Annotated in this window: 17 protein-coding genes; 10 read left to right on the top strand and 7 right to left on the bottom strand. The window is 38.2% G+C overall.

Annotated features, from left to right (window positions below; translation table 11 throughout):
* Nucleotides 1-67: 67 nt before the first annotated feature.
* Both ACPF63_RS05630 and ACPF63_RS05625 read left to right on the top strand, forming a co-directional pair.
* Entirely contained in the window at nucleotides 68-1,045 is a 978-nt protein-coding gene (locus ACPF63_RS05630) for an alpha/beta fold hydrolase (protein ID WP_426482320.1), read from the top strand.
* 46 nt (nucleotides 1,046-1,091) lie between these two features.
* Nucleotides 1,092-2,054, top strand: coding sequence for a zinc-binding dehydrogenase (locus tag ACPF63_RS05625; protein WP_426482319.1), 963 nt, complete (start codon nucleotides 1,092-1,094; stop codon nucleotides 2,052-2,054).
* Nucleotides 2,055-2,185: 131 nt separating this feature from the next.
* On the opposite strand, the gene ACPF63_RS05620 is transcribed toward ACPF63_RS05625, so the two are convergent.
* The 3 genes from ACPF63_RS05620 to ACPF63_RS05610 all read right to left on the bottom strand — a co-directional run bounded on the left by ACPF63_RS05620 (nucleotide 2,186) and on the right by ACPF63_RS05610 (nucleotide 4,076).
* Nucleotides 2,186-2,644: a MaoC family dehydratase gene (locus tag ACPF63_RS05620; RefSeq protein WP_426482318.1), complete on the bottom strand. Its 459-nt coding sequence runs from the start codon at nucleotides 2,642-2,644 to the stop codon at nucleotides 2,186-2,188.
* 312 nt (nucleotides 2,645-2,956) lie between these two features.
* Nucleotides 2,957-3,151, bottom strand: a complete 195-nt coding sequence (locus tag ACPF63_RS05615) for a cold-shock protein (RefSeq protein WP_077418640.1) — start codon at nucleotides 3,149-3,151, stop codon at nucleotides 2,957-2,959.
* Nucleotides 3,152-3,290: 139 nt separating this feature from the next.
* Nucleotides 3,291-4,076 (bottom strand): DEAD/DEAH box helicase, encoded by a 786-nt coding sequence (locus ACPF63_RS05610; RefSeq protein WP_426482317.1) that lies wholly within the window; start codon nucleotides 4,074-4,076, stop codon nucleotides 3,291-3,293.
* Between the two features lie 447 nt (nucleotides 4,077-4,523).
* On the opposite strand from ACPF63_RS05610, the gene ACPF63_RS05605 reads away from it, so the two are divergent.
* A complete protein-coding gene (locus ACPF63_RS05605; protein ID WP_426482316.1) occupies nucleotides 4,524-5,471 on the top strand; it encodes a beta-1,6-N-acetylglucosaminyltransferase in 948 nt (315 codons plus the stop codon).
* 125 nt (nucleotides 5,472-5,596) lie between these two features.
* The gene (locus ACPF63_RS05600) at nucleotides 5,597-6,808 is read left to right on the top strand and encodes a winged helix-turn-helix domain-containing protein (protein ID WP_426482315.1); all 1,212 of its coding nucleotides are present in this window, start codon (nucleotides 5,597-5,599) and stop codon (nucleotides 6,806-6,808) included.
* A gap of 180 nt (nucleotides 6,809-6,988) precedes the next feature.
* Here ACPF63_RS05600 and ACPF63_RS05595 read toward each other — a convergent pair whose 3' ends face one another.
* Nucleotides 6,989-8,497, bottom strand: a complete 1,509-nt coding sequence (locus ACPF63_RS05595; protein WP_426482314.1) for an adenosine kinase — start codon at nucleotides 8,495-8,497, stop codon at nucleotides 6,989-6,991.
* Nucleotides 8,498-8,814: 317 nt separating this feature from the next.
* Nucleotides 8,815-9,732 carry an SRPBCC family protein gene (locus ACPF63_RS05590; RefSeq protein ID WP_426482313.1) on the bottom strand — a complete coding sequence of 306 codons (918 nt, stop codon included), beginning with the start codon at nucleotides 9,730-9,732 and terminating at the stop codon, nucleotides 8,815-8,817.
* A 217-nt stretch (nucleotides 9,733-9,949) separates the two neighbouring features.
* Here ACPF63_RS05590 and ACPF63_RS05585 point away from each other — a divergent pair, with 217 nt between their 5' ends.
* Nucleotides 9,950-10,957 carry a GlxA family transcriptional regulator gene (locus ACPF63_RS05585; protein ID WP_426482312.1) on the top strand — a complete coding sequence of 336 codons (1,008 nt, stop codon included), beginning with the start codon at nucleotides 9,950-9,952 and terminating at the stop codon, nucleotides 10,955-10,957.
* A 29-nt stretch (nucleotides 10,958-10,986) separates the two neighbouring features.
* Here ACPF63_RS05585 and ACPF63_RS05580 read toward each other — a convergent pair whose 3' ends face one another.
* Complete coding sequence (locus tag ACPF63_RS05580; RefSeq protein WP_219072965.1) at nucleotides 10,987-11,907, bottom strand: AraC family transcriptional regulator; 921 nt, start codon at nucleotides 11,905-11,907, stop codon at nucleotides 10,987-10,989.
* Between the two features lie 562 nt (nucleotides 11,908-12,469).
* Nucleotides 12,470-13,381 (bottom strand): SDR family oxidoreductase, encoded by a 912-nt coding sequence (locus tag ACPF63_RS05575; protein ID WP_426482311.1) that lies wholly within the window; start codon nucleotides 13,379-13,381, stop codon nucleotides 12,470-12,472.
* Between the two features lie 211 nt (nucleotides 13,382-13,592).
* On the opposite strand from ACPF63_RS05575, the gene ACPF63_RS05570 reads away from it, so the two are divergent.
* The 5 genes from ACPF63_RS05570 (at nucleotide 13,593) to ACPF63_RS05550 (ending at nucleotide 23,762) form a co-directional block, all read left to right on the top strand.
* Nucleotides 13,593-14,027 carry a hypothetical protein gene (locus ACPF63_RS05570; RefSeq protein ID WP_426482310.1) on the top strand — a complete coding sequence of 145 codons (435 nt, stop codon included), beginning with the start codon at nucleotides 13,593-13,595 and terminating at the stop codon, nucleotides 14,025-14,027.
* A gap of 100 nt (nucleotides 14,028-14,127) precedes the next feature.
* A complete protein-coding gene (locus ACPF63_RS05565; protein ID WP_426482309.1) occupies nucleotides 14,128-15,213 on the top strand; it encodes an efflux RND transporter periplasmic adaptor subunit in 1,086 nt (361 codons plus the stop codon).
* 16 nt (nucleotides 15,214-15,229) lie between these two features.
* Nucleotides 15,230-18,391 (top strand): efflux RND transporter permease subunit, encoded by a 3,162-nt coding sequence (locus ACPF63_RS05560; RefSeq protein WP_426482308.1) that lies wholly within the window; start codon nucleotides 15,230-15,232, stop codon nucleotides 18,389-18,391.
* Nucleotides 18,384-19,853: a TolC family protein gene (locus ACPF63_RS05555; protein WP_426482307.1), complete on the top strand. Its 1,470-nt coding sequence runs from the start codon at nucleotides 18,384-18,386 to the stop codon at nucleotides 19,851-19,853. Before ACPF63_RS05560 ends, ACPF63_RS05555 begins: the two co-directional genes overlap by 8 nt.
* A gap of 954 nt (nucleotides 19,854-20,807) precedes the next feature.
* A complete protein-coding gene (locus tag ACPF63_RS05550) occupies nucleotides 20,808-23,762 on the top strand; it encodes a SusC/RagA family TonB-linked outer membrane protein (protein WP_426482306.1) in 2,955 nt (984 codons plus the stop codon).
* Nucleotides 23,763-23,772 lie beyond the last annotated feature (10 nt).

Raw genomic sequence — 23,772 nt, 5'->3', positions numbered from 1 at the left:
AGTGATTATAATTAATCGTTTTCAGTAATCAAATATCCGTATTAATTTTGAACTGTCAAAAAAATCAATGAAAACAATTTCAAGACAATTAATTGCAGCCCTGTCGTTTGGCTTAGTGATGAGCAATATGACCATGGCTCAATCCAAACAAAAATTAACTTTAAACAATCACATTATGGAAAACCATCCTATCCACTACAGAAACATCAAAGTAAATGATCTAAACCTATTTTACAGAGAAGCAGGCCCAACTGATGCTCCTGCAATACTTTTACTGCACGGATACCCTACTTCATCCCACATGTTCAGAAACCTGATCCCGATTTTGAGTAAAAAATACCATGTCATCGCTCCAGATCTGCCTGGTTTTGGTTATTCTGATGCTCCGGATCACCAGCAGTTCTCATACACCTTTGACCATCTTGCAGAAACGGTACAGGCATTTATTGATAAACTGGGAATGAAACGTTTAGCGGTTTATATCTTTGATTATGGAGCTCCGGTAGGCTTACGCCTGGCCATGAACAATCCTGCAAAGATCACCGGCATCGTCTCCCAAAACGGAAACGCCTATGAAGAAGGATTAAGCAAGGAATGGAATCCTATACAGAAATACTGGAAAGATCCCTCACAGGAAAACCGCCTTGCATTGAAAGACTTTGTTTCTAAAGAAGCGATCCAATTTCAATATTATCATGGTGTTTCTGATCCTTCTCTCATTGCACCGGAATCGTATACCCTAGATCAGAAATTCCTTGACAGACCGGGTAATATAGAGATCCAGCTGGACTTAATGAAAGATTACAGAACCAATGTAGCTTTATATCCCAAATTCCATGAATATTTCAGAAAACACCAGCCAAAGATGTTATTGGTATGGGGAAACAAAGATCCATACTTTTTGCCTGCAGGAGCTGAAGCTTATAAAAAAGATCTTCCCAATGCAAAATTAAAATTTTATGATACCGGGCACTTTGCGCTGGAAACCAACGCTGAAGAAATAGGTGTCGAAATATTTGAATTTATGGGAACACTGCCTCAATAGTAAATGCAGGTCTTAAACTAATAAAAAGTAAGCGAAATATTTAATTATGAAAACAATTGTCATAAAAAACTACGGAGGACCGGAAGTTCTGGAGGTAACGGAAAGTCCCGCTCCTTTTATAACAAATTCTTCTCAGGTATTAGTAAAAGTAAGGGCAACTTCGGTAAATCCTCTGGATCATCAGGTAAGACGTGGAGACTACGCATCTCAATTTGAATTACCTATCACAACCGGCCACGATATTGCGGGTGATGTTGTTGCCGTGGGTGAAGCTGTAACAAAATGGCAACCTGGTGATAAGGTCTATTATTCGCCACGTTTTGGCGGACCGGGCAGTTATGCAGAATATCACATTACCGACGAATCCTCATTATCCGGAATGCCAGATAACATCAGCTACGAGGAAGCCGCTGCGATTCCGCTTATTGGAGGAACGGTATGGGAAATGCTCGTGGTAAGGGCTCAGATAAAAAAAGGTGACCACATTCTCATTCTCGGAGGTGCAGGTGGTGTTGGCTCACTCGCTATACAGGTGGCTAAATCGTTAGGTGCTTATGTGTACACAACAGGGCAGAGCATTTTACACGAAAAGCTTCAGCATCTCGGAGCGGATGTAGTCATTGATCATCATAAAGAAAATTGGGTTGAAGAAATACAGTCTTACACCCAGGGAAAAGGTGTTGATGTCATTATCGATACGGTTGGAGGAACTACGCTCTCAGACAGCCCTCTGGCTTTAGCTGATTATGGTACTGTAGTAACGCTGGTTGATATTGTACAGCCACAAAACCTTATCCATGCCTGGGAAAAAAATGCAACGTATCATTTTGTTTTTACCAGACAAAGCAGAGACGAGCTTCATCATATTACCCAATTGATAGAAACCGGACAGGTAAAACCCGTTATAGACAGTATCTACCCTATTGAAGAGGTTCAAAAAGCCCATCAGAGGATGGAGGATTCAAAACGCAACAAACCTTTATTGGGTAAAATAGTGCTTTCATTGTAAAACACAGGGGCAGCCGTTTTTAACAACCCATAGAACAGGTGGCAAAAACTTAAAAGTATCATTGAATTCAATGATGCTTTTTTATTGCATGGAGCATTATCAGTCAAAAAATTAGCAGAGTAAATTTTGTATCAGGAAAAATGATAAAGAAAAACCACATCTCCTGTATAAGCAGGTTTTATATGATCTTTAATGAGCAGTTTGGCTTCAACAACTGCTTTTACTGTTCCCTTGAGGTTGATTACTGATTTTACCGTTGCCTGTAGCTTTACCTCACTGTTTACCGACACAGCGTCTCCGAATTTAAGATTCTCGATCCCGTAATTGATCTCCATTTTTACATTGCGGACATCGGCAATCTGTTTCCAGAGATAAGGAATCAATGATAAGGTCAGATAACCATGAGCAATGGTTGATTTAAAAGGGCCTTCTTTTTCTGCCCTTTCTTTATCTGTATGGATCCACTGATCGTCTAAAGTAGCATCTGCAAATCTGTTGATCTGATCCTGATCTATCATATGCCAGGCAGAATCTCCAATCATCTGTCCTTCACAAGCCTTGTACTCATCAAAATTATTGATAACAATCATATTATTTCCTGGACCTTTTAAGGGATTAAAATATGTACAGCATTTATAAATGAATGCGGTAACAATTGCATATCAAGTCTCATATTTTATTTTTCAGATATCAATCTTCTTGAATCCCCGAAAAACCTCTCACATAAAGTAAGAGGCTAATGAACATAATGAAAATAAAAAAAATCTACTTACATCAATGTCTTTTCAAACAATATATCCGTATACTAAAGTGTATGGATGTTGAATTGTAAAAAATATAAAAATATGAGACTTGACATGTCAAAAGATGTTAGTTTAACATCTATGCAATTAAGATTTCAATTATGCTAACTTAACATTAACAGCATTTAAACCTTTATCACTTTTTTGTACATCAAAAACGACTTTATCATTTTCCTGGATCGATCTTGTGTTTAATCCTGAAGAATGTACAAATATATCTTTACTTCCATCTGCTGGAGTAATAAAACCGAAGCCTTTTGCTTCATTGAAAAATTTTACGGTGCCTTCTTGCATTGTAATTATTATTAAAAATTATATATTATAGTCTGTAAACGTTACAGATTCTATTGGTAAAAATGAAATAGCTGTTCATGCTATTCCGGTTCTTGTTCTGATCCTGTAGACATAGACTTCAGTGGTGTATACTGCAATTCTACGGCTGCTGGACCAATTTGCTGGTTACATGTTTGGTACGTGTAAGAAGCATTGTTCTTATGTTTTTTTTCTGCAGAGTATCAGTCTGCACATCATTTTTCTTTTCTTTTTCTGCAAAACCATCCGCCTGCTTAGCGGTCTGCGCTGCAGAAGAAACCGGACTGACAATAACCTCCACAGGATTGTTCAGAATTGTTCCGGCAAAATGCCTTACACTTCCCGGGATTGTTGTAGAAAAAAACAGATTTTGTCTTTTCTGGGGAAGCAGTTTTACTACTTTTTTTATATCATTAATGAGACCCATCTCAAGCATTTTATCTGCTTTATCCAAAACAAATACCTCAATTTTCGAAAGATCAATATGTCTTTGATTTTCCAAATCGAGCAGCCTTCCCGGTGTTGCCACAAGAATGTCCACTCTTTTTCTCAGTGCTGCAAGCTGGCTTCCGACAGGAATACCTTCGTACACAGAAAGCTGAGACAATGGCAAATATTTACTGTAAATTCCAAGATTTTCTTCCAGCTGTCTGGCTAATTCCGGTGTGGGCGTAAGTATTAAAATCCGTATTTCTTTATGTTCCGTAGTATGCCTTTTCAACAGTTGCAGAATAGGCATAATAAATGCTGCTGTTTTTCCTGTACCTGACTGGGAACATCCTACAACATCCCTGCCCGTTAAAATAAGTGGAATTGCGTTACACTGTATTTCAGTAGGTCTGGAATATCCTGCTTCTGTCATGGCACGGATAATGGGATTGATTAGGTTTAAATTTTTAAAATTCATTATAAATTCCGGCTTCCCGGTATTTCGTAAGCAAGTCTGTTTATCAGAATTGAGTTGGTATATCATTAAGGATAAACAAATAAAGAAAACTCTTTTCTGCTCATCATTTTTCTTGTTTTAGCTACAATATTATCCTTACTACAGTATGGATTATCCAGCTATGACGCATCGCTTCTCTACAATAGAACTTTATACTCTTTGATTTCTGCCCAAGAAATGAAGACTATAAATTGGTAGCTGAAAAAGCAAAACTGAAAGAAAAAAATGTGATTTTAAACTATGACAGAATAGCAAAGGCAGTGACCTGTTTTATAAATGTTTTGCAAACCTACAATAAAAAAAGGCAAATACAATTTTATTTAAATGATTGATTATCAAAAAATTATTCTTATCTTCTACCAATCAATCAAATTGTTTGCTATCGCGGATGATTTTAAACTCCGAATCATGCAAATTTCCGATCCCATAGCCAAACCTCATCCCAAAACTCTGGAATCACCTACAGGCCCGCATGTAAGGATTGCCTATTTTATTATGGTACATCATAAACCTGAGGTATTTAAAGAGATGTTTCAGAAGATTTATACAAGGGATCAGTTTTATCTTATCCATATCGACAGGAAAGCTAAGCCCGAATTCATTGAAGAAATACAGCTGTACATCGTTCAATTTCCGAATGTCTATATTCTGGACAGCCTGAATATTGTATCAGGAGGCTTCAATATGGTTCAGGCAGAGCTGAATGCTATGGAATTTCTATTAAATGTAAGTAAAGAATGGGATTATTTTATCAACCTAAGCGGGGAAGATCATCCTCTGAAATCACAAAATATCATCCGCCAGTTTCTTTCCACCAATAAAGACCGGAATTATCTTTTTTATTATGACCAGAAATTTTACAGACCGGATACTCTGCAGAGAATACAGAATCATTTTACGGAATTAGCCTATATGATCTCATCCTTCATCTATAAAAGAACATTTATGAAGGGAGTGGTCCCCTATATTGGCGGAAAATGGTTTATTTTCACCAGAGAAACCTGTGCATTTTTAACCAGTAACAAAATAGTAATGGACTTTGAAGATTATTATCTTCATACTTTTCTGCCGGCAGAATCATTTTTTCAGACCGTTCTTATGAATACTTCATTTAGTGATATCATCATCAATGATGATAAAAGAGCGGTAGTTGAGAAATCAATTTTTCAAAACACACAGGACACATCCACTTATATTGAATCCTTACAATCCGGAAATCAGCTTTTTATCAGAAAAATAAATGGCAAAACTGATGAATATATAAGAAAATACATTGAAGAAAGTTTTCATCTCCCGTTGCCCTATGTAAATGAGATTGAAAGAGAATTAAAAAGGGATAACGACCATAACAACTGATGCTTCACCTGTATATTCTGTCACCAGCCATCCCATGCGAGTATTTAAATGACATCTTACTCAAAGCTTTCGGTGGAATCATTATATTTGAAAAAATATCATAAACAAATCTGTTTTCTTCGGATATGGAAAAGAAGTTGACTTTGGAGCATTTAAAGCTTGCAACATTAAATAGTCAGGGATTAACCCAAAATACACCATTCGGAACCGGAAAAGATGCAGTTCTTCATGCATTGGAGCATCTCGGATATATACAGATTGATACTTTGTCTATGGTGGAACGCGCCCATCATCATACGCTCTGGACCAGAATCCCGGACTTTAAAGCAGATGATCTGGAGGAACTGGTAGGAGAACGTAAAGTATTCGAATATTGGTTTCATGCCGCTTCTTATCTTCCAATGCAGGATTTCCGGTATGTTTTACCTCAAATGCTGACCATCAAACGAGGGGAATCCCGTTACTACAATGCAGACCCAAAAGTAATGCAGTACGTTACAGATACCATCCGCAACGAAGGCCCTAAACGGGCAAGAGATTTCGAAAACGAAAGTCATAAAACAGGAACCTGGTGGAACTGGAAACCTGCCAAACTGGCTCTTGAAAGACTTTTTATGCAGGGAGACCTGATGATCAGCGGACGTTCCGGTATGCAGAAAACATATGACCTGGCCGAAAGAGTTCTACCCACTTCCATGAATACCACAGAACCTACTCCACTTGAGCTGGCGGAATATCTGGTAACAACCAATCTCCGTGCTTATGGATTTACTACGGTAAAGCAGATTACCCATCTTAGGAGTGGAAATGACCTGAAGAAGAATGTCAATATAGTGTTACAAACTATGCTGGAAGAAAACAGAATATCGAAAGTCAGGGTTGATGGAGGAAACTCCGTTTTTGTTCAAAATGATCTGCTGGAAAAAACATTTGCTCTGACAGAATCCAGTGTACGGCTGCTGTCACCGTTTGATAATTCTATTATTCACCGTGACCGGATCAAACAGATTTTTGATTTTGATTTCAGGCTGGAATGTTATACTCCAAAGGAAAAAAGACAATATGGTTATTTCTGTCTGCCGATACTGTTTGGAAATCAGTTTATAGGAAGAGTTGATTGTAAAGCCCACAGAAAAGAAAAAAAATTTGAGCTTATTCATTTACATATTGAAAACAATACAATAGCTCCTGAAGTATGGCTTACCCCTTTTGTAGAAACCGTAAAACGTTTTGCAGTCTTCAACGGTTGTGAATCGTTAGTATTGACAAAGGTAAGTCCATCAAAATTAGATACTGCTGTAAAAAAGGAGTTATCCAGATCAAGGCTTACAAAATAATCTTCATCAATCTATAAAAGGCAAAAGACCATCTCAAAAGTGTCATTCTGAATGAAATGCAATGTAATGAAGAATCTCATATGTTTGATCGTTAATGAGATTCTTCCTTCGTCAGAATGACAAAAGTCAAATTGTTCGACGTTTGAGACAGGCTCTTTATTTTTTCCGGGAAACCTCTGATTAGTTTAATTTCTGATTTGTTTTCTGGACAAAATCATTCCATTGCTGGTTCAGATAGGTTAATGATTTCTTTTTGTCATTTTCATTCAAAGAAGAATAATTAATGGAATTGAAAACCAGTTTTTTCAATGCTTTTACATCCAGTTCCCAATACACCAGCGCTACCCAGAAATCATAACTAAGCCCTGCGTATCCATAAACTGAAGGATCATCACTGCTGATGGAACACTGTATTCCATTGCTTAACAATACTCTGGCAGGATGATTTCTCATATCACTCACATATCCCAGAACCTGGTTACTGATGGGGCTTACTTCAACCAGTTTATTCTGTTTTTTGATCTGCTCCATGGTTTTGGGGAAGTAGATAAGATTCAGTCCGTGTCCAATTCTTTTGTTGTTTAATAAAGCTACATCCAGAACATTTTTATTCAAGGCGGAGTTACTTTCTCCGGCGTGAAGGAAAAGAGGCATTTCTACACCATACTTCTTGTTAAGTTCATTCAGTTTTGCCCAGTTTTTCTCAAAAAAACTGATGTTATGTCCCGCAGCTTCATCTGCTACAAGATCAAAACCTGAGATCATATCCGGAAATTCTTTCTTCATCTCAAACGCTGTTTCAAGCTGTTTTCCGATACTTTCATTATCCAGGAATTTAAAGCTTGAATAGATCAGTTTCAGGGTGAATTGCGGATCAGACTTGTGTACTTCTTTAAGAATGTCCTGCAGATCTGTGATGGAAGTTTTTAGAGGATATTTCCCATGCTGAAAATCGTAAAGCTCATCAAAAATATATCTGATTTCTACGTGCTGTACTTTATCTTTGATCAAATCCTGAAATCCTTTCAAATAATATTCTTTAAAGAAAGGACGATAAGGAAGCAGCAGATTGATACGCTTAAAACGTTTTTCAAATTCAATCCAATAATCTGTGTAAGAGCATAAGCTATCACGTTTCAGAGTGAGAAGTTCCTGTAATTGTTTTTCAAAATCCGGGGTTGAGTTCAATTTTTTATCAAGGCTGACAAATCCATTCGGAACTTTTCCTTTTTCAAAAAAAGCCAGCTGTCCAAAAATGAACTGATCATTATCTTTCTGATCGTAAACATAGCATTCCTGATATTTTCTGGCAGCCGAAATAATCCATTGCACCTCCGTTATTCCTCCGCTGTGGGTGTGCAGTAAACCTCCTTTCGGCATGGTCTGTAGGAGTTCATACAGCTTACTGCTTTCTATTAATGGTCTTAGTTCATAAAAAGAGCTGTTGTATAAAGATATTTTTTTGGATTCTGTATCGCTCAGAAATTGCTTACGTATTTGGAATATCTTTTTATCCAAAGCTGTTTCAGCATCAGACAGTTTTATATCAGCGTCAAATGCTATATCCTCATTTTCCTTCTCTAACGATTTCCAGTTTTGCTGGTAAGCAGATGTTTCAGTCCCTTTATTTTGTCCCCAAAAGAAAGGTGCTCCCAAAAGTGCTATATAAGTAAGGTATTTTTTCATCATAATATTGGCGTGGTTTTCTACAATTGTTATGCTTTATCGCTCCTGATAAAGAATTGTGCAGATAAAATAATTATCAAAAATATAATTAATTTTTCTTTAAAAGAACACCAATTCCATTAAGAATGATGAGAGATATCAATTTTTTAAATTTCAGAAACAGTTTTTCAAGGATGGCAGCAGGTACAATTCACTGAATTACAAAACAATCTTAAGAAAAAGGCTGTCTCCTCTGTGAAACAACCTTATTTTTTTATTTTTTTATCAAAACTCTATTTTTGGATATTCTGACAATCAGGATCGGATTATGGAGTACAGCATTAATTTATTTTATCAAATTCCGGATATGGAAAGCCTTTTCCTGCTTCACAAAGAGATTTCAAACTTCTGAAAAATAAGGCCCAGTCAAAACTGCAGGATGCAAATTCTGAATTGTATGATTTCCAGCCATCATGATGGAATAACAAAACACATCCTTTTTTATGAGGTTCCAGCTCAAAAGTGAGTGTAGTACCAACCCAGTCCTCAAATCCCTTGATACAACGCCACTTCACCAGACTATAAGGTTTCAGATCCATCACTTCCATCTTTTTAAAATAATCAGGTCCAAAACCAAATCTCAGCATACTGCCTATCTCAGCTTTTGCTTCCGTATCCGGAGTCCACCATCCGGCTAATCCTTCCTGGGTAGTGATGGCTTCATATACTTTTTCAACAGGTACAGTAATGAGCAATCTATGATAAATGCTTTTCGTATCTGTATTTTCCTCCGGATGATCAGAGACCGTAAAATCTTCTTTTGGAGTTGCTTTCCCCTGACCTGTCATAATAAGGGATTTCAGGCTATCCTGAATATAATGAGTCCAGGCGTCATGGCAGACCTCGTAGCACTCACCTTCAGGAACCAGCCCCTGATGGGTAAATGTAAGTTCTGTTTTTCCCTCTTTTTCATGGATATCAAATACGATATGAGTCTCTACCCATTCTGTTTTATCTTCAATGAAATTAAAAGCATTATCCAGAACATGCCACATCACTCTGGTATTGGGCTGCATTTCTGTAATTTTTATCCTGCACCGGTGGACATCACGATAATGATAGGCAAATTCGCTGTTCAGTACAGATGTAGATCCTTCAATGTTTTCAGACCACCAGCCCCGGACATTATTAACGGCATCAAATACCTGCTGTGGCGCAGCATCAACGGTAATACTTGTTGTAAAATCCTGTGATTTCATAATTTTATTTGTTATTAGTGTTAGTTTTTTCTTTTCTGCCATCCTTTCGGACTGTATTCTCTTATTTACTTATTCAAAGGTAAGAACATAGAAAGACCTGTAAGGGGTGTAAAATAGACATTATAAGAGGTTGATCCGGACATCTTATTTTTTTATATTTGTATGATACAGATGAGGTTACAATCGGCACAATTTATTCACCTTTACATTCTGCGATATGAAACATTTAACCATGTTAGTTCCCGATGCACAGACAGCACCCAATACATTATCCTGTATTATAGGGACCTATCATATTTTTACGGAAGCAAACAGGTATTACAGCCACAACAATAAAGATACGGTATTCACCATCGAGCTGGCCGGAGTTTCTGAGCATTCTGATTTTGTAAATGGTTTGCTTACCGTGATCCCACAGAAAAATATTGCAGCCGTCCAGAAAACCGATCTGATTGTCATTCCTGCCATTGCCTCGAATTTCACAAAAATAGATGACCAAAATACGGCACTTGTCCATTGGATATCGGAACAGTATAAAAAGGGAGCGGATGTAGCCAGCATGTGCACTGGAGCTTATATATTGGCTTCTACAGGACTCCTGGATTCAAAAAGCTGTTCTATCCACTGGAATACGGTTGCCAATTTTAAAAAACTGTTTCCCAAAGTGAATGTAAGGGCAGAAAAAATCATTACGGATGAACACGGTATTTATACAAATGGCGGAGGGTATTCTTTCTTAAACCTTCTTCTTTATCTGGTTGAAAAATATTACGACAGACAAACGGCTATTTATTGTTCCAAAATATTTCAAATTGACATCGACAGGGAAACACAATCGGATTTCATCATCTTTAACGGGCAAAAATCGCATGGTGATGACATGATTATTCAGGCCCAGGAATACATTGAAAAGAATTTTTCTGAGAAAATATCCATGGAAGCACTTTCCCAGAAATTCACAGTTGGAAGACGAAGTTTTGACCGCAGGTTTATAAAAGCAACCGGCAATACTCCTCTTGAATACCAACAAAGAGTAAAGGTGGAATCTGCCAAAAAAGAACTGGAAATCTCCCGAAAAACCATCAATGAAGTGATGTATGAAGCAGGCTATTCTGATGTGAAAGCCTTTCGGGAAATATTCCGCAGAATTACGGGCTTATCTCCTATCGAATACCGGAATAAATACAATAAAACAGGGATTAAATCCAAACAGCACCATTCATAATAATGCTGTTTGTATCTTATCTTTATCTTCTACTGAAAAGAGGTTCTGAACTCCAGCGGAGAAAGCCGGGTTTTATTTTTAAATAGTTTTGTAAAGGACTGTGGATGCTCAAAGCCCAGTTCATAAGCAATTTCACTTACTGAGAGATCTGTCGTAGAGAGTTTTTCTTTCGCTTTTTCAATCAACTTATCATGGATAAACTGCTGGGTACTTTGCCCGGTAAGGGTTGTTAATAGCCGGCTAAGATAATTGGGTGAAATTCCAAGTTCTTTTGCTGTAAACTGTACCGTAGGCAACCCTTTTGACACCAGATCATTATCATTGAAATAATCAACCAATAAAGTTTCTAAACGGGTAAGAATGTTATGATTGGTTATTTTTCTGGTAATAAACTGCCTTTCATAAAACCTTTCGGAATAATTGAGCAGTGTTTCCATATGGGAGATGATAATATTCTGGCTGAATTTATCAATTACCCCATGATATTCCTGTTCAATATGTTCTATAATTCCATTGATGGTAAGCTCTTCTTTTTTGGAAAGAAACAAAGCTTCATTCACTGAATAGTCAAAAAAATCATATTGTTTTATGGTCTTTGCCATTGAGGTGTTCCACAGAAAATCAGGGTGAATCAACAGCATCCAACCAGATTGTTTATCCTTCATACCGGAATCTGCTTCAATTCTGAAAACCTGATTCGGGGAAATAAAAAACAGAGTTCCTTCATCAAAATCATATTCCTGCTGGCCATACTTCAGCTTTCCATTCATTCCTGTTTTCAAAGAAATCTGGTAAAAATCCAGCATCCAGTTAACTTCTCCGATATCAGCAGGCCGCTTAACATTTTTGTAATCAATCACACTGATCAGCGGATGCTCAGGAGGCGGTAATCCTCTTGAGCGGTGAAATTCTGTAATGGTTTTTATTCTTTTTGTAACCCGTCTTTCCATATCTATAAAATTACAAATTGTTTTACCACAGAGAACATCGATTTTCACAGATGTTGTGGTTATTATTGTACACTTTTAAAAATCTTTGTTTTTTTAAACTTATGTGTACTTATTTTGCGTAATGACATCCTCTAAAACTTACTTAAGTGTTTAAAGCTTTTGTGACTTTTGTGGTTTATTTTACCGCAGATTTCACAGATGTTCACAGATGTTTGCGTTTAATGTTGTACACTTTTAAAAATCTTTGTTTTTTTAAACTTATGTGTACTTATTTTGTGTAATGACATCCTCTAAAACTTACTTAAGTGTTTAAAGCTTTTGTGACTTTTGTGGTTTATTTTACCGCAAATTTCACAGATATTCACAGATGTTTGCGTTTAATGTTGTACACTTAAGAAAAAAATCAAAGATCTTTAAAAGCTAATGTGTTCTTCTTCTTCTTCTTCTTCTTCTTCTTCTTCTTCTTCTTCTTCTTCTTCTTCTTCTTCTTCTTCTGCGTAATAATATCCTCTAAAGTATACTTAAGTGTTTAGAGCTTTTGTGACTTTTGTGGTTCAATATTTTACACTTCCTCATTTTGGTAAGCAGCGGCAAATTCTTTTGCAAAATCTGCCAGTTTCACCTTCCCCAGGACAGGTGGATGCTGATAATAATCTTCGTACAGAATTCCACTTGCCTGACTTGCCTGAGTTTCTACAAAACCTTTAGCTACCTGTTCATTGAAACCGATGTCAAGCCAGCTTTTCAGTAATTCCTGATCTGAAATCACTTTCCATGACAGCTCTGCCTTCCCGATTGATTCTCCCAAAGCTTTTGCAATTTCATTGGGAGAAACTTCATCACTGGCTACATAACGTACTGTCTTCCCATCAAATGGTTTTTCAATTTCCTCAGCTACAACATCTGCAATATCTAACGGAGAAACCCACGGTTCTTTCTGATCACCTCCCCAATTGGAAACAATGGCTCCTTTGTTTTTTATCGTACTGATGAATGAAAACATATTGAAATAAATACCAACAGGACGAATGAATTTAATTGCAATATCATCCGGCAGCTGCTTCAGGATCTGCTCTACATGATAATGAAAGACAATAATGCCTGTCCCCTTATCTGTATGGGCACCAATGCTGCTGAGATGGATAATCTTCTTCACTCCTGAACGTTCTACAGCAGTTTTGTAATGACGACCGATTTCACCGATCTTTCCGATAAAATCAATGTTTTTATCAAACATATCTCCTGCGGCTTCCATTGTTTCCATTAAATAAACAATGTCTGCTCCTGTAAAAGTTTCTGTAAGAAAGTTGACGTCAAACATACTGCCTATCGTGGCTTTTGCTCCCAAAGCTTCTATAGCAGCTATTCTTTCTTCCTTACTGCTGATTACTGTAACTGAGTGTCCTTTTTGTACAAGTTCTTTTGTAAGTGGTTTTCCGATGTTCCCAATGGAACCTGTTAAAACAATATTCATTTCTTTAATTTTTTGTTGGTGTAAAATTCCGAAATGCATCTGAAGAATATTTCACCGGATCTATCCTCTTCTTAGCCAAAAAGCAAATCTGATAAACTGAGTTTTTTATTAACAGACACTTTTTAACACTTTTTTTAATCCATAGCGGTTGCACTTATTTTGAAGTTTACTTACCTTTGCCTCTGGGATGCGGAAAAGATTTCATCAATATTTGTACAGCTTGTTATTTGCATTGCTTACCATTTTAGGTTGGTATTATGGGCAAATTCAGCAGTATATCTCTACCAATACTTCTTCCGGCCTCCATTTCACCTATGACCTTCTGGTTCATCAGAAAAAAAGCAGTAAAGAATCTTTTGCCTTTCTTACCAATCAGAAAGTCCATGACGCTTACGGTGTCAGCCGTCCCCGCTACAACAAAATCAGAGCTGATCTTTCTGAAAACGAAAATGAAAATGACGACAATGTAGAATCTTCCGGTTCTACTGAGCTTCTTCCACTTTTCAAAGATGGTTTCTGGCATCTGATCTCAGGTTTTGTCGCTACCTTTCACAACAGACAAATTGCTGTTTCACTCGCTCAATCAGCGCATTTAAAGCCTTTATATGATGATCTGTACATTCAGTACAGGGTCATCAGACTGTGATTTTATAATATTTTTTTCGAAAATTCTTATATGCTTTCATTCCTATTGAGAGCTGATAACTCTATTTTTTCAATTATAAATTATTATAAAAAATATTATCATGGTCAAGAAAAGTCTCATGTATATCAACCTGTGCCTTATCTTCTTGTTTGCGGGCTGTCAATCTGAAAAAAAGGAAAAAACAGAAACAGCATCATTCAACGTTACAAGTCCGCTTGTGAAAGATACTTTAGTCAACAAAGATTATGTCGCGCAAATCCGTTCTATCAATCATATCGAGCTTCGTGCTCAGGAAAGAGGATACATTCAGTCTATTTATGTGGATGAAGGACAATTCGTTCAGAAAGGACAGCTGCTATTCAAAATCATGCCTAACCTTTATGAATCTGATGTAAACCGGGCAAAAGCAGAGTCTAAATATGCACAAATTGAATATCAGAATACCAAAAACCTCTCCGACAAAAACATTGTTGCTCCGCAGGAAATGGCTATGGCGAAGGCGAAGTATGAAAAAGCCCAGGCAGAACTTTCATCTATGAATACGCATTTAAAATTCACTGAAATCCGAGCTCCCTTTGCCGGAATAGTAGGAAAACTACATGTCAGAAAGGGAAGCCTTGTAGATGAAGGAGAACTGGTAACGGAACTTTCTGACAACAGTAAAATGTGGGTATACTTTAATGTACCGGAAGCCGAATATCTTAATCAGATGGATGCAAAAAAGGACAACAATCCAATGCATGTACGCCTGAGAATGGCCAACGGCAAAGAATTCACTCAGGACGGTATCGTAGAAACCATAGAGTCTGATTTCAACAATGAAACAGGAAATATTGCTTATAGAGCAACATTTCCCAATCCCAAAGGACTGTTGAGATATGGAGAAACCGGAAACATCATCATTACCTCGCCCTATGCCAATGCAATGATGATTCCTCAAAAGGCTACTTTTGAAGAGCTGGAAAAAAAATATGTCTATGTGATCGGCAGAGACAGCAAGGTACATGCACGAGAAATAAAAGTAGCTGCTGAATTACCGCACCTATATGTAGTTGCTTCCGGACTTGCTAAGGATGACAAAATCCTTCTGGAAGGTCTTAGAATGGTTCAGGAAAACCAAAAGATCGGTTCAAAATACCAAAAGCCTGAGAAAGTAATGTCGAATCTGGATCTGTACGCCGAGTAACCCCAACAACAGCATTATGTTTAAAAAAGTAATACACCGACCGGTTTTCGCTATTGTAATATCGGTTGTTATTCTGTTTATGGGAGGTATCGCTATGAAACAGCTTCCTACTGAGCAGTTTCCTAAAATTGCTCCTACCACAGTAGCTGTGTCTATCGCCTATCCGGGTGCGAGTGCAGACGTACTGGTAAAATCGTCTTTGATTACAATTGAGAATGCCATCAATGGTGTTCAGGGAATGCGTTACATTACCACCGATGCTACCAGTGCAGGTGAAGCCACCGTAAATGTTGTCTTTGACCCTGGAACGGATCCCAATGAAGCGGTAGTTCTGGTAAAAACCAGAGTGGATCAGGTAATGCCTTTATTACCGGAACTTGTACAGAAAGAAGGAGTTGTAGTAAATCCAATTCAACCGAGTATGCTGATGTACGTGAACCTTTACAGTACCAATAAAAGTATGGATGAAAAATTCCTGTACAACTACTCTATGGTGAATATCATCCCGGAAATCAACCGTATTCATGGTATTGCGAAATCCCAGATTTTGGGAAGCCGCAGATATGCAATGCGTATCTGGCTGAACCCTGACCGTATGCGTGCTTATTCTATTTCTGTAGATGAGGTGATGAAGGCCATCGGCGAACAAAGTATTATCGGACGTCCGGGAAGAATCGGGCAGAGTTCCGGTATTGCAGCACAGTCGCTGGAATATGTATTGACCTATAAAGGGCAGTACAACAAACCTGAAGAATATGAAAACATTATTGTGCGTTCCAATGCTGAAGGAGAAAATGTAAAGCTTAAGGATATCGCCAAAGTAGAACTAGGAAGTGAATTCTTTGATATTTACTCCAATCTTGACGGGCATCCCTCCGCTTCTATTGTGTTAAAACAAAACTATGGAAGTAACGCGAATGATGTGATCAGAGATGTGAAAGCAAAACTGGCAGAAATGAAAGGAAATTTCCCTCCTGGTGTTGATTACAAGATCAGTTATGACGTTTCCCAATTCCTGGATGCTTCTATTGAGCAGGTAATGCATACTTTGAGAGATGCCTTTATCCTGGTTGCCATTGTAGTTTTCATTTTCCTTGGTGATTGGCGTTCTACTCTGATCCCCATTATTGCTGTACCGGTTTCATTGATCGGGACTTTCTTTGTAATCCAGTTTTTCGGGTTAACAATTAATCTTGTTACCCTTTTTGCATTGGTACTGGCGATCGGAATCGTTGTTGACAATGCGATTGTTGTTATTGAAGCCGTTCACGCCAAGATGGAAGAAAGCGATATCTCGCCTTATAAAGCGGTAAAAGAAGTAATGGGTGAAATTGCGGGCGCTATTATTGCGATTACGGCTGTAATGGTTGCGGTATTCATTCCGATTTCTTTTATGACAGGTCCTGTAGGTACTTTTTATCGTCAGTTTTCTATTACCATGGCCAGTTCTATTGTCATTTCAGCAGTGGTAGCTCTTACCTTAACGCCGGTATTGGCGGCAATGTTATTAAAGAACAACCATGGGAAGCCTAAAAAGTCTAATATCTTCACAAAATCTTTAGCTGCTTTTAACCGCGGTTTTGATAATGTGACAGGCAGATATGCTTCGTTTCTGAGAAAAATTGTCAACAGGAAAATGGTGACATGGGGAATTCTGATTGCCTTTTGTGCCGGAATTTTTATGATCAACAAAGTACTTCCCGGCGGTTTTATTCCTAATGAAGACCAGGGAACTATCTATGCAATTATACAAACCCCTCCCGGCTCTACTCTGGAACAGACCAATAAAGTTTCGAGAACCTTACAGAAAATCTGTATGGGTGTTGACGGTGTAGAATCAGTATCATCGCTTGCCGGATATGAAATCATGACAGAAGGACGTGGTTCCAATGCCGGAACCTGTCTGATCAATCTTAAAAGCTGGGACGACCGCGAACATTCCGTAAAAGAAATCATGGAGGAGCTTGAAGAAAAATCAAAAGATCTGGGTGCAACCATTGAATTCTTTGAACCGCCGGCTGTACCGGGATTCGGATCTTCGGGAGGTTTCTCCATGAGACTGCTCGATCTGAACAGAACGACCGATTATCAGGAATTTGACAAGGCGAATAAAGATTTCATCACACAGCTTAAAAAGCGCAAGGAACTCTCAGGAGTATTTACCTTCTTTGCGGCCAATTATCCTCAGTATGAGCTTGTGTTTGATAATAATGCAGCCATGCAGAAAGGGGTTTCCATCGGAAAAGCAATGGACAACCTCAACATACTGATAGGGAGTACGTATGAGCAGGGCTTTATCCGTTTCGGGCAGTTCTTTAAAGTATATGTACAGTCATCTCCTGAATTCAGAAGGCTTCCAACAGATATTATGAATCTGTATGTGAAAAATGATCGTGATGAAATGGTTCCTTATTCTGCGTTTATGACAATGAAAAAGACTCAGGGACCTAACGAAATTACCCGTTATAACATGTACAACTCTGCTGCTATCCGTGGTCTTCCGGCGGCCGGATATACTACAGCAGATGCGATTCAGGCTATCAATGAAACGGCGGCAAAAACACTTCCTCACGGATATAAAGTAGCGTGGGAAGGATTGTCTTATGATGAAGCTCAGCGTGGTAATGAAGCTATTTACGTGTTCCTTGTTGTTCTTGTATTTGTGTATCTGGTGCTGGCGGCCCAGTATGAGAGTTTCCTTATTCCGTTTGCTGTACTTTGTTCGCTTCCGGTGGGAGTTTTCGGATCATTCTTATTGTTAAAAGCAATGGGACTTGAAAATGATATTTATGCGCAGGTAGGATTAATTATGATCATCGGATTATTAGGGAAAAATGCGGTTCTTATTGTAGAATTTGCAGTGAAAAGACGTCAGGCGGGTGATTCCATCCTGGAAGCAGCAGTGGAAGGATCCAAAGCCCGTTTCAGACCGATCCTGATGACTTCATTTGCCTTTATTGCAGGTTTGGTTCCGCTTGTTTTTGCAAGAGGTGCCGGAGCTATCGGAAATCATACTATCGGGGCATCCTCATTGGGCGGAATGTTGATAGGAACCCTGTTCGGAGTAATTGTAATCCCTGGGCTTTACTACATATTTGCCAAGTGGTCTGACGGTAAAAAAATGATCAAAGACGAAGATGAATCTCCATTAAGCGAAGACATGATCCATTATGAATAAAAGAAAAATATATCAATATGCAGGTCTGGCAGTCTTCTTATTAAGCCTTACTGCCTGTAAACCTATAGAAATAGCACAACGAACCGAGAACAAAACGGTTCCTGAAAAATACGGTTCAACAGAAAATGATACCATCAATACCGGAAAACTGAAATGGAATGAATATTTCAGCGATCCCCAGCTTCAGGAATTGATCAGCCAGGCCCTTCAGAACAACCAGGAGCTGAATATTGTTCTTCAGGAAATTGAAATGTCTAAAAATGAAATCAAAGCCAGAAAAGGTGAATATCTTCCGTCTGTTGGTTTAAAAGCCGGCGCCGGAGTAGATAAGGTAAGCCGTTATACCAATATTGGTGCTATGGAAGCCAATACGGAAATAGAACCAGGCAGGGAAATGCCTGAGCCTTTGTTTGACTTTGGTGTAGGTGCGCAGGCGAAATGGGAAACGGATATCTGGGGGAAACTTCACAATGCAACCAGAGCTCAGGTTCAGCGATATCTTGCCAGCATTGAAGGAAAAAACTTCATGACCACTCATCTGATTTCAGAAATTGCCGATTCTTATTATGAGTTACTGGCCATGGACAATGAGCTGGTGATTTTGAATCAAAATATCAAAATCCAGAATGATGCATTGGAAATTATCCGGGATCTAAAAAAGAATGCCCGATCCAATGAACTGGCTGTACAGAGATTTGAAGCTCAGGTTCTGAAAACCCAGGGCATGCAATATGATATTCAGCAAAAAATTGTTGAAACGGAGAACAGAATCAATTTCCTTGTAGGGAGATTTCCCCAACATGTGGAAAGAAGTCAGAATTCGTTTGATTCTGTTGTTCCTCAGGCTGTTTATGGAGGAATTCCTTCTGAACTTCTGGAAAACAGGCCCGACATCAAACAGGCTGAATATGAACTTGCGGCAGCTAAACTTGACATTAAAGCAGCCAAAGCAAGGTTTTATCCTTCTCTTGATCTTTCTGCGGGGATCGGGTTACAGGCTTTCAATCCTGTGTATATTATCAAGCCTCAGTCGTTTTTATTTTCTCTTGCGGGAGAACTTACGGCCCCATTGATTAACAGAAGAGCGATTAAAGTGGCTTATTACAATGCCAATGCGAAACAGATTCAGGCGGTGTATCATTATGAGCAGACTGTTTTAGGGGCTTATATTGAAGTTGCGAACCAGCTGTCCAAAATTCATAATCTGGAAAGCAGTGTGAACATCAAATCGAAGGAAGTAGATGCTTTAACCAAGTCTATTGATATTTCCAACGATCTGTTCAAATATGCCCGTGCCGATTATATGGAAGTTTTGCTTACTCAGAGGGATGCACTGGAATCAAAATTTGAACTGGTGGAAAAGAAAGTGAATCAGCTTAAAGCAAGTGTAGCGGTATACAGGGCTTTAGGCGGCGGCTGGGATCAGGCTCCTTTAGCGGTTCCAGATATTAAGAAAGAATAAATCCATATTTCAATCTTGTTTTCATAAGAAGTCTATCAAAAGGTAGGCTTCTTTTTTATAGATTTTAGCTAAGCCACATGAAAATTAAATCCTCTTTGATTTAACGGACTAAGCCCATTTCTATTGAATGTTACAATCTGGAAGTTATTTAACCGCAGATTTCACGGATGTACACAGATGTTTGAGCATATTTTCCCTTTCATAATTTATAATTCAAACCTTCCTAGCCCTGATAGCAGCGGTTACCCCACAGCAAGCAATGGATTCAGCCAGGTGCGAGGAGTATGAGCGGATAGCAGGATTAAGCTCCTGACACCCATTTTATGATGAGTATGTTATAAAATAAATAAAAAGTCTACAAAAACAATAGACTTATTGTATTAACCTTAATTCACAGCATCAAATCTTATTTTTTATAATTTTTTTAACATTTTATATGATTAATTAAATTAATGGATATCAGACACATACAATAAAAAAATCTATAATTTTCAATTAGTCTACTAATTTAGTAGGTTAATATGATTTATCTCATACGTTCCTTTTACTGGGGTTCATCAATTATTAAATAATTTTGACACAGTTAAAAAAAAAATAAACTCTATTCTCATGAATAAGAACTACTTTGATTCTTACCTATGCACAATTATGGTGGCAGCTCCGGCACAGCAAAAGTGTTGTAGAAGGTCTGCTTTTTCACAGCACACCTGTATTTCTCAAGATATGTGCTTTGATATGATGTGCAACATGATGATGTCATAACTTTTTAAGAGATACATTCATTACTGTAGGAATGAAAGCCATAAGTTCAAGGCTTCTTTAATCCGGGTACATCTCCTGTACATTTTATTATTCTATTTCTTATATCTCCCTGGAAAAGGAGGAGGAAAGTTATTATTGAGTACAGACAGATCAGCAGTAATACACAGTTCAATTTAAACCTAGATTAATATAATGAAAAAGAAACAATGTAAGCTTGGTGTATTAGCTTTGCTCCTATTCGCGGAATATGGCTATGCCCAAACTAAAGACAGCCTTTCCAAAGAAACTTCAATAAAGGAAGTGGTTGTGGTAGCCTTCGGGAAGCAGAAAAAAGAGGAGATCACAGGATCTGTACAGTCATTGAAGGCAAAAGACCTGTCTAATCTTCAGAATGGAAATATTCTTCAGGGAATTGGAGGAAAAGTAGCAGGTGTACAGGTGATCTCTTCCGGTCAGCCTGGTTCTCAGCCAACCATCAGAATGAGAGGAATAGGTTCTATCAATGCTTCAAGCGACCCACTGATTGTACTGGATGGTATCCCTTACAGCGGAAACCTGAACAGTATTGCCGCATCGGATATTGAAAGTATTTCTTTTCTTGAAGATGCTTCTTCTAATGCTCTATACGGATCCCGAGGGGCCAATGGAGTGATTATTGTGAATACGAAAAGGGGGAAGAGTAAAGGAGTAAGTATTGAAGCCGATGTAAGAACTGGTGTCAATTTCAGATCTATTGAGGATTACTCCGTTTATACTTCTCCACAGGATTATTATACTGCTTATTATAACAGAGCCAGAATTGGTGAAATTGCAAGACTGAAGCAGCCCGGTGCAGTTCCTTCCGGACCAAGCCCGCATGACGTGGGACTTGCAGCGCTTACCAAACTGGGGTATAATGCTTATAGCGTTCCTTTTAATCAATTGATTTCAAAGGATGGATCTTTCAATCCTGATGCGAAGCTATTGTATCAGGACAACTGGAAAAAACTGCTTTTCAGACCTGCTTTGAGAAGAGAAGCCACGGTAGGAATCAATGCCAATGGAGATCAGGTAAAGTCCTATACTTCCCTTAATTATCTGGATGACAAAGGGTATTTAATATCTTCCGGTTTTGAAAGATTCGGGATCAGATCGAATGTAGACTACTCCATCACATCAAAACTGAAGTTGACCAGTGCTTTGTCTTATACCTACAGTAAGCAGGATTTTGGGGAAACAGGAGGCTTTTCCAACCCTTTCCAGTTTGCCAGAAATATTGCACCATTTTATCCTGTTTTCCTCAGGGATAACAATTATCAGCAATTGTATGACAGCAACGGAAATGCTCTGTATGACTATGGAGATGGACAGGGACCCAATGGGGCAACAAGGTCTTACGCCGTTTTTGAAAACCCTGTAGGCAACCTCCAGAAAGATAAATCTCAGATCATAAGTAATATCACCAATCTTAACCTTGGTTTAAATTATGAAATCATCAAAGGACTGGATTTCACCTATAACTTTGGTGCCTATCTTGAAAATACAAGAAATCTTCAGTTCGGAAATACGGAAGGCGGAACTTCATCTTCTGTAGGAGGTACTATTTCGCAAAGTTCAAATTTTAAATATACTCTGAACCATCAGCAATTGCTTACTTATCAGAAAAAACTGGGAAATCACAGTTTCAATCTTTTGGTAGGTCATGAATTAAACAAAATAAAGGATGATGGTTTTTCAGGTTCAAAACAACAGCTTTTATTACCTGATTCTCAAGCCTTCGATAATGCCGTAAAAATTACCGGGTTATCAGGAAATGGCTATGAATATGCTGTAGAAGGGTATTTCACAAGGTTATTGTATAATTATGATGGAAAATATTTCTTTAATGCCAATATCCGTAGAGATGGTTCTTCTGTCTTTTCTCCGGAAAGCAGATGGGGAAACTTCTATGGATTGGGACTGGCCTGGAATATTGCAAAAGAAGATTTCCTTAAGGACAACAGTGTAATTAATTCTTTAAAATTGAAAGCTTCTTATGGGCAGCAGGGAAATGACAACATTCTTTTAGGAGGTTCCAACAGAGATTATTATGCTTACCAGGATATCTACGGAATTAATAATTTCGGTGATGACAAACCCGTTATTTCGCTTAAAAAACAAGGAAATAAGGATTTAAAATGGGAAACTTCCAAAAATCTGAATGCCGGTTTTGAGCTGTCACTGTTAAAAAACAGAATCACCCTGAATGCAGATTATTTTGAAAGAAAAGTATCGGATATGATCTACACGCTTCCTCTTCCTCCATCCAATGCAGGTTCTTATGTGAAATACGGAAATATAGGAGATATGACCAACAGAGGTGTTCAGGCTAATATAAGTGTGGATATTCTCCGTGGTGATGAGTTCCAATGGAGCGCTTATGCCAATGCCACTCATTATAAAAATAAGATTACAAGATTACCGGCTGAGCAGAGAAATACAGGTCTGGTTTCCGGATTATTTATTCTGACAGAAGGTGGAGACCGCTATACGTATTTCCTTAAAGAATTTGCCGGAGTGAATCCTGAAAACGGAGATGCTTTATGGTACCGTACATCCATCAATCCTGCCACTCAGAAAGAAGAGAGAACTGTCACCAACAATTATAAGGAAGCTACAGATTATAACACTGGTAAATCAGCGATTCCTAAGGTATATGGTGGATTCGGAACAGATTTCAGCTATAAAAGATTCAATCTGGCAGTGAATTTTGCCTATCAGTTCGGAGGATATGGATATGATGATATTTACAGAAGCTTATTCCATTCGGACAGCTACGGATCTAACTATTCAACGGATCTGGATAAAACATGGACTCCTGAAAATACGACCGCAGCGCTACCGAGAGTTGATCTCACTGCAACGAACCAGAACGGAAATTCAACGCTTTATCTGATTAAATCGGATTATATCAGTCTTCAGGATGTAACGCTCTCCTATCAGCTTCCTGATGGTTTCGCACAACAGGCAGGCTTATCAGGTCTGAAAGTCTATGTGACAGGTAACAACCTGTATTTGTGGTCTAAGAGAAAAGGATATGACCCAAGAGCTTCATTAACAGGAGTTTCTGACGCCTACCGATATTCTCTTTTATCAAGTGTCTCTTTAGGTTTTAAACTTAATTTTTAAAAGAACAGGA

The organism is Chryseobacterium sp. R2ACT005 (assembly GCF_049949215.1).
Classification (GTDB): domain Bacteria; phylum Bacteroidota; class Bacteroidia; order Flavobacteriales; family Weeksellaceae; genus Chryseobacterium.
Note: the sequence above shows the minus strand (reverse complement) of the source record. Positions and strands in the feature narration are given on the sequence as shown.

Bases quoted from the DNA above. Each gene is read 5' to 3' on its own strand.
- ACPF63_RS05630 (WP_426482320.1), top strand. From the start codon at position 68: ATGAAAACAATTTCAAGACAATTAATTGCAGCCCTGTCGTTTGGCTTA.
- ACPF63_RS05625 (WP_426482319.1), top strand. From the start codon at position 1,092: ATGAAAACAATTGTCATAAAAAACTACGGAGGACCGGAAGTTCTGGAG.
- ACPF63_RS05620 (WP_426482318.1), bottom strand. From the start codon at position 2,644: ATGATTGTTATCAATAATTTTGATGAGTACAAGGCTTGTGAAGGACAG.
- ACPF63_RS05615 (WP_077418640.1), bottom strand. From the start codon at position 3,151: ATGCAAGAAGGCACCGTAAAATTTTTCAATGAAGCAAAAGGCTTCGGT.
- ACPF63_RS05610 (WP_426482317.1), bottom strand. From the start codon at position 4,076: ATGAATTTTAAAAATTTAAACCTAATCAATCCCATTATCCGTGCCATG.
- ACPF63_RS05605 (WP_426482316.1), top strand. From the start codon at position 4,524: ATGCAAATTTCCGATCCCATAGCCAAACCTCATCCCAAAACTCTGGAA.
- ACPF63_RS05600 (WP_426482315.1), top strand. From the start codon at position 5,597: ATGGAAAAGAAGTTGACTTTGGAGCATTTAAAGCTTGCAACATTAAAT.
- ACPF63_RS05595 (WP_426482314.1), bottom strand. From the start codon at position 8,497: ATGATGAAAAAATACCTTACTTATATAGCACTTTTGGGAGCACCTTTC.
- ACPF63_RS05590 (WP_426482313.1), bottom strand. From the start codon at position 9,732: ATGAAATCACAGGATTTTACAACAAGTATTACCGTTGATGCTGCGCCA.
- ACPF63_RS05585 (WP_426482312.1), top strand. From the start codon at position 9,950: ATGAAACATTTAACCATGTTAGTTCCCGATGCACAGACAGCACCCAAT.
- ACPF63_RS05580 (WP_219072965.1), bottom strand. From the start codon at position 11,907: ATGGAAAGACGGGTTACAAAAAGAATAAAAACCATTACAGAATTTCAC.
- ACPF63_RS05575 (WP_426482311.1), bottom strand. From the start codon at position 13,381: ATGAATATTGTTTTAACAGGTTCCATTGGGAACATCGGAAAACCACTT.
- ACPF63_RS05565 (WP_426482309.1), top strand. From the start codon at position 14,128: ATGGTCAAGAAAAGTCTCATGTATATCAACCTGTGCCTTATCTTCTTG.
- ACPF63_RS05560 (WP_426482308.1), top strand. From the start codon at position 15,230: ATGTTTAAAAAAGTAATACACCGACCGGTTTTCGCTATTGTAATATCG.
- ACPF63_RS05555 (WP_426482307.1), top strand. From the start codon at position 18,384: ATGAATAAAAGAAAAATATATCAATATGCAGGTCTGGCAGTCTTCTTA.
- ACPF63_RS05550 (WP_426482306.1), top strand. From the start codon at position 20,808: ATGAAAAAGAAACAATGTAAGCTTGGTGTATTAGCTTTGCTCCTATTC.